16 protein-coding genes and 1 tRNA gene are annotated in these 14,383 nt (G+C 59.3%); 8 read left to right on the forward strand and 9 right to left on the reverse strand.

The annotated features are described in order from the left end of the window. Positions 1-7: 7 nt before the first annotated feature. Positions 8-664 carry a hypothetical protein gene (locus ABD653_RS02780; protein WP_325065403.1) on the reverse strand — a complete coding sequence of 219 codons (657 nt, stop codon included), beginning with the start codon at positions 662-664 and terminating at the stop codon, positions 8-10. A gap of 201 nt (positions 665-865) precedes the next feature. On the opposite strand from ABD653_RS02780, the gene ABD653_RS02785 reads away from it, so the two are divergent. From ABD653_RS02785 to ABD653_RS02795, 3 genes are read left to right on the forward strand one after another with little or no spacing between them, the layout of a single operon-like run. Continuing rightward, a complete protein-coding gene (locus ABD653_RS02785) occupies positions 866-2,755 on the forward strand; it encodes a pilus assembly protein TadG-related protein (RefSeq protein ID WP_344705260.1) in 1,890 nt (629 codons plus the stop codon). Further along, the gene (locus tag ABD653_RS02790; protein WP_160779753.1) at positions 2,752-3,339 is read left to right on the forward strand and encodes a TadE/TadG family type IV pilus assembly protein; all 588 of its coding nucleotides are present in this window, start codon (positions 2,752-2,754) and stop codon (positions 3,337-3,339) included. Before ABD653_RS02785 ends, ABD653_RS02790 begins: the two co-directional genes overlap by 4 nt. Continuing rightward, positions 3,336-4,031 (forward strand): TadE/TadG family type IV pilus assembly protein, encoded by a 696-nt coding sequence (locus ABD653_RS02795; RefSeq protein ID WP_160779754.1) that lies wholly within the window; start codon positions 3,336-3,338, stop codon positions 4,029-4,031. Before ABD653_RS02790 ends, ABD653_RS02795 begins: the two co-directional genes overlap by 4 nt. A 24-nt stretch (positions 4,032-4,055) precedes the next feature. On the opposite strand, the gene ABD653_RS02800 is transcribed toward ABD653_RS02795, so the two are convergent. From ABD653_RS02800 to ABD653_RS02810, 3 genes are all read right to left on the reverse strand, one after another. Continuing rightward, the gene (locus ABD653_RS02800) at positions 4,056-5,432 is read right to left on the reverse strand and encodes a pyruvate dehydrogenase complex E1 component subunit beta (RefSeq protein ID WP_160779755.1); all 1,377 of its coding nucleotides are present in this window, start codon (positions 5,430-5,432) and stop codon (positions 4,056-4,058) included. A gap of 3 nt (positions 5,433-5,435) precedes the next feature. Beyond that, the gene (gene pdhA, locus ABD653_RS02805; RefSeq protein WP_199801135.1) at positions 5,436-6,533 is read right to left on the reverse strand and encodes a pyruvate dehydrogenase (acetyl-transferring) E1 component subunit alpha; all 1,098 of its coding nucleotides are present in this window, start codon (positions 6,531-6,533) and stop codon (positions 5,436-5,438) included. A gap of 139 nt (positions 6,534-6,672) precedes the next feature. Further along, on the reverse strand, positions 6,673-7,083 hold the full coding sequence (locus ABD653_RS02810) for an FtsB family cell division protein (protein ID WP_344705261.1): 411 nt from the start codon (positions 7,081-7,083) through the stop codon (positions 6,673-6,675). A 161-nt stretch (positions 7,084-7,244) separates the two neighbouring features. Between ABD653_RS02810 and hppD the strand changes: the two genes are divergently transcribed. From hppD to ABD653_RS02835, 5 genes are all read left to right on the forward strand, one after another. Then, on the forward strand, positions 7,245-8,345 hold the full coding sequence (gene hppD / locus ABD653_RS02815; RefSeq protein WP_160779756.1) for a 4-hydroxyphenylpyruvate dioxygenase: 1,101 nt from the start codon (positions 7,245-7,247) through the stop codon (positions 8,343-8,345). Further along, positions 8,342-8,905 carry a VOC family protein gene (locus ABD653_RS02820; RefSeq protein ID WP_160779757.1) on the forward strand — a complete coding sequence of 188 codons (564 nt, stop codon included), beginning with the start codon at positions 8,342-8,344 and terminating at the stop codon, positions 8,903-8,905. Before hppD ends, ABD653_RS02820 begins: the two co-directional genes overlap by 4 nt. A 202-nt stretch (positions 8,906-9,107) precedes the next feature. Continuing rightward, positions 9,108-9,668, forward strand: coding sequence for a hypothetical protein (locus ABD653_RS02825; RefSeq protein ID WP_344705262.1), 561 nt, complete (start codon positions 9,108-9,110; stop codon positions 9,666-9,668). A 65-nt stretch (positions 9,669-9,733) separates the two neighbouring features. Continuing rightward, on the forward strand, positions 9,734-10,645 hold the full coding sequence (locus ABD653_RS02830; RefSeq protein ID WP_160779759.1) for a mechanosensitive ion channel family protein: 912 nt from the start codon (positions 9,734-9,736) through the stop codon (positions 10,643-10,645). Between the two features lie 12 nt (positions 10,646-10,657). Further along, the gene (locus ABD653_RS02835) at positions 10,658-11,866 is read left to right on the forward strand and encodes an MFS transporter (RefSeq protein ID WP_344705263.1); all 1,209 of its coding nucleotides are present in this window, start codon (positions 10,658-10,660) and stop codon (positions 11,864-11,866) included. Here the strand turns inward: ABD653_RS02835 and ABD653_RS02840 are convergent. The 5 genes from ABD653_RS02840 to grxC all read right to left on the reverse strand — a co-directional run bounded on the left by ABD653_RS02840 (position 11,854) and on the right by grxC (position 14,317). After that, positions 11,854-12,588 (reverse strand): DUF1499 domain-containing protein, encoded by a 735-nt coding sequence (locus ABD653_RS02840; RefSeq protein WP_160779761.1) that lies wholly within the window; start codon positions 12,586-12,588, stop codon positions 11,854-11,856. The genes ABD653_RS02835 and ABD653_RS02840 overlap by 13 nt on opposite strands. Positions 12,589-12,613: 25 nt before the next feature. Further along, positions 12,614-12,690, reverse strand: a tRNA-Arg gene (locus ABD653_RS02845). A gap of 39 nt (positions 12,691-12,729) precedes the next feature. After that, a complete protein-coding gene (locus ABD653_RS02850) occupies positions 12,730-13,230 on the reverse strand; it encodes a DUF1178 family protein (RefSeq protein WP_160779762.1) in 501 nt (166 codons plus the stop codon). After that, the gene (locus ABD653_RS02855; protein ID WP_160779763.1) at positions 13,227-14,054 is read right to left on the reverse strand and encodes a carbon-nitrogen hydrolase family protein; all 828 of its coding nucleotides are present in this window, start codon (positions 14,052-14,054) and stop codon (positions 13,227-13,229) included. The genes ABD653_RS02850 and ABD653_RS02855 overlap by 4 nt, the downstream gene beginning before the upstream one ends. Then, positions 14,054-14,317 carry a glutaredoxin 3 gene (grxC, locus tag ABD653_RS02860; protein ID WP_160779764.1) on the reverse strand — a complete coding sequence of 88 codons (264 nt, stop codon included), beginning with the start codon at positions 14,315-14,317 and terminating at the stop codon, positions 14,054-14,056. The genes ABD653_RS02855 and grxC overlap by 1 nt, the downstream gene beginning before the upstream one ends. Positions 14,318-14,383: the final 66 nt, after the last annotated feature.

Genomic DNA, 14,383 nt, shown 5'->3' on the forward strand with positions numbered 1-14,383 from the left:
GACTATCCTATCGTCCGAGAATGCCAACCCGCATTGCATTGAACAAAGCCCGGCCGCCATCCATCATCGGTCGTTCCCGTTTCAGCGATCGCCGGCCCATCGCAGCCAGAACCGCCATCGGGCGAAGGGCGCGGGGCATCACGACAGGATCGAGCGACAGGTCTCGTATTGACCGGATCGCTTCGGCTTTCTCGCTTGCGTCATGCAAATTGCCAGCCAGGTCCGCGACGGCCCATTGCCGCGCAGCCTGCTGGACTTTCGAGGACTCGGTCCCTGCCCCTATGGCCTCGCTTGCCAAAGCCCATACTTGGGCACGCCCTTCGACAAATTCGGTCACAACCGGCGCTGCAAGCGGATCTTCGGAAAGGAGCCCTTCCCATCCGTCGACCGTTCTGCCCAAGTGCGACACATCGGCATCCCAGGTGGCGAGGCTGGCCAGCAAGGGCTCGCCTACGGGCCATTGGCACCGATCCTCTGCAAACCTGTCGCGCCACCAGGCCAGTTTGAGCTGGGCGACAATCGGTTCGCTACCGCGCCCCACAACCTGCGCCAGCCGGGTGTCGAGTGCGAACAACGCCAGATGCACATTACGCGCTGTTCGCGGCGCGTAGGCCAGCGCCAATTGCATCGCAGGCGGCAATTCGGTGGGATCGAGATCGGTCACGGCGTTGCCTGTCGGATGAGTGGGTGCGACAAGTCAAGCGCCGCCGTCAAACCCGCAATATCTTAAGGGTATTCCGGCCCGCGATTGCCCGCATTGCGCCTCTCTGGTTGCAAAGCATTAACCACTTCCCTTCGCGATACGCTTACGGGCGGCTCGTAAGGCGATGGCGTGGAAATGCGCCATTACCCCTCTTCCCGCGCCATGCGGGGCTTTTTGACCAGGCTGGCCAAAGACAGTTCGGGCAACACGCTCGCGCTGATTGCAGCGGCCTTGCTGCCGCTGTTGGCGATGGCGGGCAGCGGCGTCGATATGAGCCGCGCCTATCTGGCGGAAAGCCGCCTGCAACAGGCCTGTGACGCCGGTACGCTTGCCGCGCGCAAGGCCTTGGGCACCAAGATTTCCACCCTTACCGATATTCCTGTCGACGCCGGCAAGCGCGGGCAGCAATTTTTCAACGTCAACTTCCAGAATGGTGCCTACGGAACGGAAAACCGGACCTTCAACATGGTGCTGGAAAGCGACTATTCGGTTTCCGGGACTGCCACGGTCAATGTCCCTACCTCGGTGATGACGGTTTTCGGCTTCCAGACCATCCCGGTGCAGGTCGAATGCCAGGCGCGGCTCAGCTTCTCCGATGTTGATGTGATGATGGTGCTCGATGTGACCGGTTCGATGCGGATAACAAACACGGGTGACACGCTGCCGCGGATCGACTCGCTGAAACAGGTGATCAAGAATTTCCACGGGCAAATGGCAGGTAACGCGGCGCCCGGCACACGCATCCGCTACGGCTTTGTGCCCTATTCGACCAACGTCAATGTCGGACACCTGCTGAAAGACGAATGGGTGGTCGACAATTGGGCCTACCAATCGCGTGAGGATGCCGGAAAAACCACCGTCGCCAAAGGCCGCACCTACACCCGCAATTGGGCCTATGTCTCCGGATCGCGCACCGACTGGATTGTAGACTCACGGTATGAGGCGACAGAGGTTCCCGGATCTGGTGACGAAGAAGAATACTCCTGCGACCAGGCCTTGCCCGCCTCGACCTATTCCTGGTCCTCGTCTGACGATGGCAAAGAGCGAACCGAAGTCCAAACAGAGCCGATCAAGGCTGTCCTGAAAATCCAGCCCAAGCGCTCGCTCGAAAACGGAACGGCCTATCGGGTCTATCTGGATGATGAAGAGTGCATCGTAGAACGGCGCGAGAATACCGATTATGTCCAGACCTTCGAAGAAGTGAACGAGGTTCCTTCGTTCAATACGGCCTGGAATTATCTGCCAATCTCCCGCGATGTCACCAACTGGCGGGCAGAAACCGCAGGATGCATCGAAGAACGCAAATCCACTGTCCTGACCGATTTTTCCAGCGTCGACCTCGCCACCAATATGGATCTCGACATCAACACGGTGCCGACCGCCGGCAACACGGACACCCAGTGGCGGCCGCGCTATCCTGATGCCATCTATGTCCGCTCCATGACTGGAGAGGGCGTCGGAAGCTTCTCCACCGCTCCGGTGCTGAAAAGCGACCAGGAATTTATCGCGACCGGAAACTGGTGGATGTCGGCCTGCCCGCCCCAGGCACGCAAGATGGCGCCGATTACCGATGCGGAACTGGACACCTACCTCGCCACCCTGACCCCCTATGGCGCGACCTATCACGATATCGGGATGATCTGGGGTGGCCGCCTGATGTCGCAGAAGGGGCTGTTCGCGGCTGAGAACCAGCCCGTCAGCGCTTCGCGCTCGCTGTCGCGCCATTTGATCTTCCTGACTGACGGCCAGACCGAACCGTATGACATCGCCTATGGTGCCTATGGTGTCGATCCGATCGACGAGCGGCGCTGGTCTACCAGCTCCAGCATGTCGCTGACCGAAACGATCGAACAGCGTTTCCTGTTCGCCTGTAACGAGGTGAAGAAGAACAGCACCACTGTGTGGGTGGTCGCCTTCGGCACAAGCGTGAACCAGAAGATGAAGGATTGCGCCGGCGAAGGGCGCTATTTCGAAGCGGCCAACTCGACCCAGCTCAACGATGCCTTCAACACCATCGCCAAATCGACCGGCGATTTGCGGATTTCACGATGATCCGGCGGCTTGTCTCGACACTCCGGCAGGATCGCAGCGGCGCGACCATTGTCGAATTCGGAATGATCTCTCCGGCGATCATTGTGATGATGCTCGGCGTGTTCGACATCACCTACAACATGTATTCCAGCAGCTTGTTGACTGGCGCCGTGCAGCAGGCCGCGCGTGCTTCAGCTTTGGAAGGCGCAAATGCGTCCACGCAGAACGCGGCTGTCGAGGCAGCAGTGCAACGGGTCGCCCCGCATGCGACATTCACGCACAAGCGGGTTGCGTACACCACCTTCACCGAAGTCGGCAGCGCGGAAAGCTATGACGATCTGAACGGCGATAGCGTGTGCAATGATGGCGAACCGTTCGAAGATGCCAATGGCAACGGATTCTGGGATGATGACCGGGGTGTCGTCGGCCTGGGCGGTGCGCGCGATGCTGTCGTCTACACCGTAAGCATCGATTATCCGCGCGTCGTGCCAATCGCCAGCTTCATCGGCGTTCCCAATCATTACAAGCACGACGTTCAGACCGTATTGCGGAACCAGCCCTGGGCCTTGCAGTCTGGGACAAGCAGTGCGGGGAATTGCCCGTGATCCGCAGACTGCGAAACCTGCTGAGCGACACAAGCGGTGTTGCCATGACAGAGCTGGCTCTCTCCACGCCGCTGGTCCTGATGGCCGGGCTGTGGGGAATGGAAACGGCCAATTATGCGATTGTGCAGATGAAGGTGAGCCAGACGGCATTGCACGTTGCAGACAATATGGCCCGGGTCGGGGAGTCCACCGTCCTGACCAACCGCAAGCTGTACGAAAACGATATCAACGATGTGCTGGCGGGCGCCTTTTTGCAGACCGGGCAAGACTTGGACGTCTTCAACCATGGCCGGATTATCGTCAGCAGCGTCGAAGTCTTCGACACCGATGTGCACTGCCTGAAGAGCGGGTGCCCGGTCACGTCAGCGACTGACGGAGATTACTTCGTGGCCTGGCAACGCTGCCGCGGCAGCAAGAACCACGTGTCGAGCTACGGGCTGGAAAACGGCAAGCTGGATGGCGGCATGGGACCGATGGGGGCGAAAGTCGTTTCGAACGATGACGATGCGACCATTTTCGTCGAGATTTCGTATACCTATCAACCTGTCTTCACAGACGAATTTCTCGCCACGAACGAGATTTCAGCCATTGCCAGCTACACCGTCAGGCACGAGCGAGACCGGACCGAGCTCTACACCCGAACCGACTTTGGCTCACCGACAAAATCTGACTGCAGCGTCTTCAATCCCTAGGTGCGCAATAGCGCACCGACGGACCTAGTCCACGTAGCAAACCTTCTTCGCCGCAGCGACAATCCGGTCCACATCGACGATTGCCAGTTTCTCCAGATTGGCCGCATAGGGCAGCGGCACGTCCTCGTTCGTCACCCGCAGCACCGGTGCGTCAAGATCGTCGAAGCCTTCTTCCATGCAGATCGTGGTGATCTCCGATGCGATGGAACAGGTCGGCCAACCTTCCTCAACCACGATCACGCGGTTTGTCTTGGCCAGGCTGGTCAGGACGGCATCCTTGTCGAGCGGACGCAGCGTGCGCAGGTCGATAACTTCGGCATCAATGCCCTCTTCCGCCAGCTTTTCGGCCGCCTCCAGCGACCAGCCAACCGCGATGGAATAGCTGACGATAGTAATGTCTGCGCCTTCGCGCATTACACGGGCCTTGCCGATGGGCAGGACGTGATCGTCCAGTTCCGGCAGTTCGAAGCTGCGACCATAGACAAGCTCGTTCTCGAGGAACACAACCGGGTCCTCACAGCGGATTGCCGCCTTCATAAGGCCCTTGGCGTCAGCTGAATAATAAGGGGCAATGACGATCAGACCGGGGACGCTGGCATACCACGGGCCATAGTTCTGGCTGTGCTGCGCGCCGACGCGGCTAGCCGCGCCGTTGGGCCCACGGAATACGACCGGACAGCGCATCTGGCCGCCAGACATGTAATTGGTCTTCGCCGCCGAGTTCACGATGTGGTCGATCGCCTGCATCGCGAAGTTAAAGGTCATGAATTCCACGATTGGTCGCAAGCCACCCATCGCCGCGCCCGTACCGATCCCGGCGAAACCGTATTCGGTAATCGGCGTATCGATCACACGTTTCGGCCCGAATTCGTCGAGCAGACCCTGGGTCACTTTGTAAGCGCCCTGATATTCCGCAACTTCCTCGCCCATTACGAACACACGTTCGTCACGGCGCATTTCTTCGGCCATCGCATCGCGCAAGGCCTCGCGGACGGAGACGGTGGCCATATTGGTCCCGGCGGGGATTTCCGGGTCCCGCTGCGGCTCACGCGCCGGCTTGTCGGGCGCGCTTACGCCGCCTGGCTCATCCTTGCCGACGTCCTTGCCCTCACCTGGCACATCCTCGACGGCAGCAGGCGTTGCATCGGACACATCCTCTCCATCTGCCGCCAGCATTGCGATCACGGTGCCAACCGCCACGTTCTCGCTGCCTTCGGCGACCAGGATTTTGCCCAGCGTGCCTTCGTCAACCGCTTCGAATTCCATCGTCGCCTTGTCGGTTTCGATCTCGGCAATGATGTCGCCGGAAACGATCTCGTCGCCTTCCTGCTTGAGCCATTTGGCAAGCGTGCCCTCTTCCATCGTGGGGCTAAGCGCCGGCATTTTGAGTTCAATCGCCATCGTTCAATACTCCCCCACCAGCACATCGGTGTAGAGTTCAGCCGGTGCAGGCTCTGGCGAATTCTCGGCGAAATCGGCGGACTCGGCGACCTGCGCACGGATACGCTTGTCGATCGCCTTCAGATCCTCTTCCTTCTGGCCGTTCTCGACCAAAATCTTCTTGAGACCTTCGATCGGGTCATGATGATCGCGCTGGTCCTGCACTTCCTCACGGGTCCGGTACTTGGCCGGATCCGACATCGAGTGCCCGCGGTAGCGATAGGTGTTGCATTCCATCAGTACCGGTCCGTTGCCTTCACGCACATGTTTGAAGGCAACTTCGGCGGCCTGGCGCACCTCGAGCACGTCCATCCCGTTTACTTCCATACCCGGAATGCGGAAGCCGGTGCCACGCCGATGAAAACGCGTTTCCGCGCTCGACCGCTTCGAGGCAGTGCCCATGGCATATTGATTGTCTTCCACCACGAAAACGATCGGTAGGTTCCAAAGGGCCGCCATGTTGAACGTCTCGTAGACCTGGCCCTGGTTGGCCGCGCCATCACCGAAATAGGCGAGACAGATGCCGCCATCTTCGTTGTATTTGTGGGCGAAGGCGAGCCCGCCGCCCAGCGCGACCTGCGCGCCGACGATGCCGTGGCCACCGTAAAACTTATGCTCGGTGCTGAACATGTGCATCGAGCCGCCCTTCCCCTTGGAAATGCCAGCCTCGCGCCCGGTCAGTTCCGCCATGATTACCTTGGGATCGATACCGTAGGCGAGCATGTGGCCATGATCGCGATAGCCGGTAATCACGCTGTCCTTGTCGCCGTCCAGCGCAGACTGCAGGCCAATCGCCACCGCTTCCTGCCCGATATAGAGATGGCAGAAGCCGCCAATCAGGCCGAGACCATACAGCTGGCCAGCACGTTCTTCGAACCGCCGGATGAGGAGCATCTGCTCGTAAAAGTCGAGCATCTCCTTTTCGCTCGCCTTGTAGCTGCGCTGCTTGTCATAGGCTTCCTGCAAGCTGTGCAGGATGAAATCCTCGTCCTGCACCTCAACAGCCTTCTTGGCTGGAGCTTTCTTCTTCGCAGGTGTCTTTCGCGTGCTGGCTTTGGCCAAGAGTGCAATCCTCCGGTTGTGCGGCCTTCCTGGGGAGGTGGAGACCGGCGCCGCCTATAGAGGCAAGCACAGGGGACGCGCAACGCCTGCGAAGCGCAGACGCTACGGAAATACCTATGCAGAATGGATTTTGGAGCGCTCAGCCTTCGGGGGCGATGGGCAGAACGACCTCGTCCGGGTGGACTACATTGAGGTTCTTGCGCAGCAATTCACCCACCATGTCAGGGTCCGCACGATCAGGATGCAGCGCCTCGACACCGTTGCGTAGCTCGTTGCGCTCTTCGGTCAGCATCGCAATCTGGGCCTGTCGCTGTTCGAGCAATTGCTCGTTCTCGCTCCACGCCAGAAGTCCGCTCGGGCCGAACAGGGCCAGCCCCGCCATCAGCAGCAACGCAACCAGCGCCATGCCATGGGTCAGCTGCTCTCTCGGCAGTGTGATCTTGTGCCCCTCTTTCGTCATGTAGACGACAGAATCATAGCTGATTCGCAGCATCAAGCTGTCTTCCACCTTTTGAGACGAAACGATTCTGGCATGAGTCGAACCGTGCATGACATCGCTGCGATTCGCCAGAAGTAGTTGCTGATCCACGAGATCAGTCGACAGATGCGTCGGGTGAAACGGATGGAAACCAAATTCGCAATCAGTCGCTTGACCCAAAGACGGCAAATCCGATATAGTTTCTGCTGAAACTAGTTTGACAGGAATGTGACATGGCTGACCTCTTTGAAAACCCCGCCGGCCTCGACGGTTTCGAGTTCGTGGAATTCTGTGCCCCGGAAAAGGGCCAACTCGAACCTGTGTTTGAAGCGATGGGCTTCACCCATGTTGCCACGCACCGTTCCAAGGATGTCCATTTGTGGCGCCAGGGCGGCATCAATCTGATCGCCAATTACGAGCCGCGTAGCGCGGCCTGGTACTTCGCCCGCGAACACGGCCCCAGCGCCTGCGGCATGGCCTTCCGTGTCCGCGATGCGCAGAAGGCATGGGACCATCTCATGGCCAACGGCGCAGAGCCGGTTGCGAATGAGCCTGGCCCGATGGAACTGCGTATCCCCGCGATCCGCGGTATCGGCGGGGCGATCCTCTATTTGGTCGATCGCTATGCCGATGAAAGCGGTGAAGGCTTGTCGGTCTACGATATCGATTTTGAATACCTGCCGGGCGTCGAGCAGCATCCCGAAGGGGCCGGATTCCAGCTGATCGATCACCTCACCCACAACGTTTACACCGGACGGATGAAATACTGGGCCGACTATTATGAGTCGCTTTTCAACTTCCGCGAAATCCGCTTCTTCGACATCAAGGGCGAGTATACTGGCCTGACGTCCAAGGCGCTGACGGCACCTGATGGCAAAATCCGCATCCCTCTCAATGAAGAGGGTGAAGGCGGCAAAGGCCAGATCGAAGAGTTCCTGCGCGAATTCAACGGCGAAGGGATCCAGCACATTGCGTTGATCTGTGATGATCTTGTCGCCTGCTGGGATCGCCTGAAGAAACTGGGCGTGCCTTTCATGACCGCCCCGCCCCAGACGTATTACGAGATGCTGGACGAGCGCCTGCCCGGCCATGGTGAAAACGCCAAGGAACTGCAGATGCGCGGCATCCTGCTTGATGGCACGACCGAGGGCGGCCAACCGCGCTTGCTGTTGCAGATCTTTGCCGAAGCGCAAGTTGGCCCCGTCTTCTTCGAATTCATCCAGCGCAAGGGTGATGAAGGCTTCGGTGAAGGGAATTTCAAAGCGCTGTTCGAAAGCATGGAGCGTGACCAGATCAATCGCGGCGCGCTGAAAGTCGAGGAACCGGCCGAATGAGCGCGCACCCGATCAAGCTCGGCGGAGTCCACCACGCAGCCTATCGCTGCAAGGACGCCAAAGAGACGGTTGAATGGTACGAGAAGGTGATGGGGATGGAATACACCTCTGCCTTTTCAGAAGACCATGTGCCCTCAACCGGTGAGTATGACCCCTACATGCACGTGTTCCTGGATGCCGGGAACAACAACATCCTGGCCTTCTTCGAACTGCCCAACCAAAAGGAAATGGGCCGCGACGAGAACACGCCAGCATGGGTGCAACACCTCGCTTTCCGGGTCGGTTCGGAAGAAGAATTGCTCGCCGCGAAAGACCATGTCGAGAGCCTCGGCATCGACGTCTTGGGCCCGACCCATCATGGCATTTTCAAGTCGATCTACTTCTTCGACCCGAACGGACACCGCGTTGAATTGGCGGCTGATATCGGCACCGATGACCAATATGCGGAGTTGAAGCGCGTCGCGATGCCGATGCTCGATGAATGGAGCGAAACAAAGAAGGCTCCACAGCATGCAGCCTGGCTGCACGAGATTGCCCGCCAGGAACACGGCGTCGACTAGCCCCAATCGACTACTCCTCACCACTCTGCCTCCCAGACTTGAGATTGAGGACGCAATGATGTTAACGTTCCCATGTTCTGGCTAGGAGGGGACAGTGGGGACTATATCGAGAATTGTGGAAGTGGGACTGCCCGTTTGGACTTTTTCATCGAGCAAGCGTGCAATTCTTGCGGCATTTGCCGTGATTGTATTTGGCACTCTGGTGCCAACCACCCAGCTTTCTGCACAAAGCCTTCCGGCAAACCTCAGGGCCCTGGACGAGGCGTTGCCAGGTGATTTGGTCAATGATCCCTCGCGGATCGATTGGGAAAGCTATGGGCGGGATTTCTCTTCAGAAGTTATCGTGGATGAAACGATCCCCGGAGGCGGTGCAGCGCGGCGCTTCAACGTGAACGCGCCGACAGAATTCATCTACACCGCAGGAACCAGCATTCCCCTGATCCGCAAGATCAAGCGCGGAGAGCAGATCACTATCGGCTTCTATGCCCGGACCATTTCAGCCCGCAGCGATAGCGGCAAAGGCATTCTACGCGTACGCTTCCAGCAAAATGCGGAGCCTTTTCCCGGTTTTGGGGAAGAGACGCTGGAAATCGGCACAAGCTGGAATTGGTACGAAGTGACTGCCGAAGCCGAGCGCGCGCTGCGCCGGAAAGATGGCATCGTTGCCATCCAGTTCGGGCGTACCAAACAGGTTTTGGAAATCGGACAGGTCATCGTTGTGAAAGGTGCATCATCCATCGCCGGCCCGGGCTCGACTAACTAGGCAGGCTACAGCTAACCTTGGAACCCATCGGCCCTGCAGCACGTTGGGTTGCCAAAGGGGAAATTATGCAATCCGATACCGTTACTGCTGCGGGCGAGAGTTTTGACCGCACCGTAAACACATTCTCTACCTTGCAAGACCAGCTGGTCGAAATGGCAGAGGGCATTATCCGTGCCCTTCCCAATCTGGCCATCGGGCTGGTCGTACTACTGATCACCTGGTTGGTAGCGAAATTTGCAGTCCGCATCGCCGATTCCATGACCGGCAAGACAGAGATGCGGCCCAGCCTGAAAACGCTGGTCGACACACTTGTTCGCCTCGCCATCTGGCTGGTTGGCCTGATGCTGGCTCTCGTGGTGGTGATGCCGGGCTTTACGCCGTCCAGCATCATTGCCGGTCTGGGAATCGGGGCGGTGGCGATCGGTTTTGCGTTCCAGGATATCTTCGAGAATTTCCTCGCCGGCGTGCTGATCATGCTGCGCGAGAAAATGCGGATAGGAGATGTGATCGAGTGCGACGGGATTACCGGCAAGGTGGAGCATATCACCTTGCGCGAAACATATGTTCGCAAGCTATCGGGCGAAGTAACGCTCGTGCCCAATTCGATACTGTTCAAGAACCCGGTCGAGATCCTGACCGACGAAGTCCAGCGCCGCCACGAGGTGACCGCAGGTGTCTCCTATGACACAGATCTCGATCAGGCATCCGAAGTTATCCGTAAGGCGGTCGAGTCTGTCGACGCAGTGAATACCGACAAGGGCATCGACGTGTTTGCGTGCGAGTTCAATTCCAGCTCGGTCGATTTCAAAGTGCGCTGGTGGGCCGGTTCAAAACCGCGCGATATGCACGAAAGCCGCGACGCCGTGATCCGATCAATCAAGCGTGCGCTGGATGATGCAGGGATCGAAATTCCGTTCCCGTACGTTACCCATACTTTCAAGGAGCCGGTTCCGCTTGGGGGACAGAGCGAAAGCTGATAGCCGCGACCAGTGGCAGATCAGGACCCGATGCAGAAACCAGCCGCCGGTTTGAGCCGTGCCGACCAGTTGGGGTTGGCAATGCTCACCGGCGTCACGGTGGCCAACGCCTATTACATCCACCCGATTATCGCGGATATCGGCCGTCATTTCGACGTGTCGCCTGCGCAGATCGGGTTGGTACCGGCATTCAACCAGATCGCGCTGGCGCTTGGCATTTTCCTTCTGCTGCCGCTTGGTGACCGGATCAGCAACCGCACGCTCTCGATCATCCTTGCAGCCTGCCAAACGCTAACGCTGGTAGTGATGGCACTCGCGGAAAACTTTGCGCTGTTCGTGGCGGCATCGACCCTACTCGGTTTCGTCACCATCGTGCCCTACTTGCTGCCCGCTTACGCCTCCAAACGTGTGCCGCAGGAGAATCTGGGCAAGGTGACAGCGCTTCTGACTGCGGGGATCATCGTTGCGATCCTGGTGGCGCGGGTTGGTGCCGGGCTAGTGGCAGAATGGGTTGATTGGCGGATCGTATACTGGATTGCGGCGGCCATGATGGGGGCCATCACCTGCGCTATCCCGTTCCTGATGGAAGGGCGAGCCAAGCGGGCGACACCCGAACCGGCGCAAAGCTATTTCGCTCTGGTCGGATCAACCATTTCGCTCCTGTTCCAGTACCCCCGCGTCGCGCTGTCAGGTGCGATCCAAGCACTTAACTTCGGTATTTTTCTGGTGATCTGGCTGGGATTGGCATTCCATCTTACCAGCCCTGAAATGGGCTATGGCACCGATACGGTCGGCTATCTCGCTGCGGTCGCCATTGTCAGCATTTACGCTACGCCGCGGTTGGGGGCCTGGGCGGACAAGGTCGGCCCCTACCGTGCTCGCTTGCTGCTCAGCCTCCTGCAAGCCGCCGGTGTCCTGCTGTTCTGGCCAACGGGATCCAGCCTGTGGTTGCTACTTGTCCCGCTGATCATCACCAACATCGTGGGGCCCACTATCGATGTGTCGGGACGCATGACGTTTCTCACCCTCGCCCCTGCCATCCGGACGCGGCTGATGACCGGCTACATCATCATGATGTTCACCGGCGCAGGAATCGCCAGCTGGGCTGCACCGGTCGCCTATGCCTATATCGGCTGGTCAGGCATCGCCATATTGTGCGGAGCAATGTCGCTCCTGATCGTGCTGTTGTCCTGGCTGGGCGCGCGTAATCAGCCCGCCTGAAGCGCAGCGAGGAAACCCTCGATCCGCTTCGCATTCTCACCCAGATCGCTGACCCCGACCCTACTGACAGAACGCATGTCGACACGCGTCTTGCCATCTTCGGTCGGGACAGCGCGCAGCACGACGATATCTTCAAACTTGATATAGGAGGCGTAGGATACGGCCTCGAACCGGCCAGTGGCTGCGTCACTTGCCGCCACGTCCCAGCCCTTGTCTTCGGCGATTTCTGCGGCCCGGGTGATGACCTGCTCAACTGTCTGATCGACAGTGATGCCGTCCAGATCAGGGTATCCTTCGCGGTGCTGGGCTTTCCAGTCCTCCACCCCGTCGACACCGCGCATATTGTCTGCCGGTATCGACAGCTCGGCGAATTCGGGCGGGGTGTCGAGATCGGTTGTGATGTCGTGGATGGCCGGAACTTCGGTGGCGGCACTCATCGCGACGGTGGCAGCCCCGAACGCGCCCGCACCAATAATCAGCCCGAGCACGGCCTTGCGCACCGCAGGCCAACCTGCCCGCCAGTTCATGATCAAGGCGACAACCGCGATCAGCGCTGCGATCCCGGCGATCGGTACCATGTAGAGGAACATGGAGAACCCTTGCAGCTTGCCGACAATGTCGAACCGGGCCAGCGTCATCCCTGCAAAGGCGACAAGCACGGCTGCAAGCGCCAGCCAGAATGCAAGGCCGCTGATGCGACGGGTCCAGGGGTGCTCGGTCATGCGGTATTCTCCCAGTGCTCTATCATGGTGCGCCCGACAGGATTCGAACCTGTGGCCCCCAGATTAGGAATCTGGTGCTCTATCCGACTGAGCTACGGGCGCTCCGGCTGCGGCAATAGTGTCGCTGCCTGACGGATGCAATCAGTTGAGTTCGTCGGGCGGCGCAACCGGGATCAGCAGTGGTGAAACAGTGATACCCTCTTCCAGCAGCTCCTTGGCCTCATCAGAGGTAGCTTTGCCGTGGATCAGTTTCTCGTCGCGATCACCGTAGTGCATTTCGCGTGACTGTTTGGCGAAGTCCTCGCCGACCCAAGTGCTGTCCTTGATCGTCTCGGCCTGGACTTTGGCCAGGGCCTTCATCGCTTCGACCAGTTTCGGGGGCAGGCTTTCCTCCCCTCCTCCGCTAACCGGATCAGTGTCTGCCACCGCAGTCTCTTCCGCAGCTGATGGCAGAGCAGCCGGCGTCTTCGCATTGGATTTTGCTGGCACCGCAGGCGCCATCGGGGCCTTGCCCACTTGGTCGCACCCACATTCCGGGCAGGTCAGCAAGCCGCGCTCACGCTGGCCTTCGTAGTCGTTGGTCGAGCCGAACCACCCCTCAAACCGGTGGGATTGCGAACAGGAAAGGTCGAAGACGATCATGACGCGCCGGATGTAGAGATCGGGCGGCGATTGGCAAGGCTGGGCACCTGGGAGCGAACCTCCGCGATCCGCGCCAGATCCATATCGGCGAATCCCAGCCCGGGCTGTTCGCCTTCCATATCGAGCAATACCTCCCCCCAAGGGTCAACTACCAGGCTGTGGCCGTAAGTTGTGCGGCCATCTTCGTGGTGCCCGACCTGGGCGGCAGCGACCACGAAGGCACTCGCCTCAATAGCGCGGGCGCGTTGCAGAACGTGCCAATGGGCTTTCCCGGTCGGTACGGTAAATGCTGCGGGGATCGCGATCGCATCGCATTGCGCCCGGCCCAATGCCTCGAACAGCGCGGGAAATCGCAAGTCGTAACACACCGTGAGCCCCAACCGGCCCAACGGTGTCTCGGCTGTGACCACCTGATCGCCCGCCGCATAGGCGTTGGATTCACGCCAGCTTTCCCCGGTCGACAGATCGACATCGAACATATGCATCTTGTCGTAACGCGCAGCGATCTCGCCCTGCGCGTTGATCACAAAGGAGCGATTGGCCGATTTGCCATCACCTGCGTCCACTGCGAGCGAGCCAAGGCCGACCCATATGCCATGGTGCCTGGCCGCTTGCTGGGTTCGTTCGAGGACGACATCGTCAGCCTCGGGACGGATCGATGCTGTCCCCCGCTTGCGGTCACGATCCAGCAGCCCCGACATTTCCGGCGTGAACAACATCGCCGCGCCGCCATCGGCAGCCTCGGCAATCAAACGCTCGATCGTGGCAGCATTAACCGCAGGATCGATGCCCGACTGCATCTGGGCGACGGCAATACGGGTCATCAACCGGCCAGCAACGCATCGAGTTTTCCGGCTCGTTCAAGCGCCGCCAGCTCGTCCGAACCGCCGACATGGACATCGCCGATAAATATCTGCGGCACTGTGCGCGCCTGGGGTGCCCGTTCCAGCATCTGGTCTTTCTTGAGGCCGCCCAGCGTCACATCGTATTCGGTGAAATCGACGCCTTTTTCGTCGAGCAAACGCTTTGCCCGCACGCAAAATCCGCATCCGAACTTGGTGTAGATGTCCACTTGTGGTTCCGCCATTGCATTCCCTCGCTTTTGCCGGCTGGCAAAGGGCTTGAACGCCGCCCAAGCCGTACTAAATTACCT

This window comes from Parerythrobacter jejuensis (assembly GCF_039536765.1).
In the GTDB taxonomy this organism is placed as follows: Bacteria; Pseudomonadota; Alphaproteobacteria; order Sphingomonadales; family Sphingomonadaceae; genus Parerythrobacter; species Parerythrobacter jejuensis.

Excerpts from the sequence above, each read along its gene's own strand:
- ABD653_RS02785 (WP_344705260.1), top strand. The coding sequence starts at position 866 with ATGCGGGGCTTTTTGACCAGGCTGGCCAAAGACAGTTCGGGCAACACG.
- ABD653_RS02790 (WP_160779753.1), top strand. The coding sequence starts at position 2,752 with ATGATCCGGCGGCTTGTCTCGACACTCCGGCAGGATCGCAGCGGCGCG.
- ABD653_RS02800 (WP_160779755.1), bottom strand. The coding sequence starts at position 5,432 with ATGGCGATTGAACTCAAAATGCCGGCGCTTAGCCCCACGATGGAAGAG.
- ABD653_RS02810 (WP_344705261.1), bottom strand. The coding sequence starts at position 7,083 with ATGCACGGTTCGACTCATGCCAGAATCGTTTCGTCTCAAAAGGTGGAA.
- hppD (WP_160779756.1), top strand. The coding sequence starts at position 7,245 with ATGGCTGACCTCTTTGAAAACCCCGCCGGCCTCGACGGTTTCGAGTTC.
- ABD653_RS02820 (WP_160779757.1), top strand. The coding sequence starts at position 8,342 with ATGAGCGCGCACCCGATCAAGCTCGGCGGAGTCCACCACGCAGCCTAT.
- ABD653_RS02830 (WP_160779759.1), top strand. The coding sequence starts at position 9,734 with ATGCAATCCGATACCGTTACTGCTGCGGGCGAGAGTTTTGACCGCACC.
- ABD653_RS02840 (WP_160779761.1), bottom strand. The coding sequence starts at position 12,588 with ATGACCGAGCACCCCTGGACCCGTCGCATCAGCGGCCTTGCATTCTGG.
- ABD653_RS02850 (WP_160779762.1), bottom strand. The coding sequence starts at position 13,230 with ATGATCGTCTTCGACCTTTCCTGTTCGCAATCCCACCGGTTTGAGGGG.
- ABD653_RS02855 (WP_160779763.1), bottom strand. The coding sequence starts at position 14,054 with ATGACCCGTATTGCCGTCGCCCAGATGCAGTCGGGCATCGATCCTGCG.
- grxC (WP_160779764.1), bottom strand. The coding sequence starts at position 14,317 with ATGGCGGAACCACAAGTGGACATCTACACCAAGTTCGGATGCGGATTT.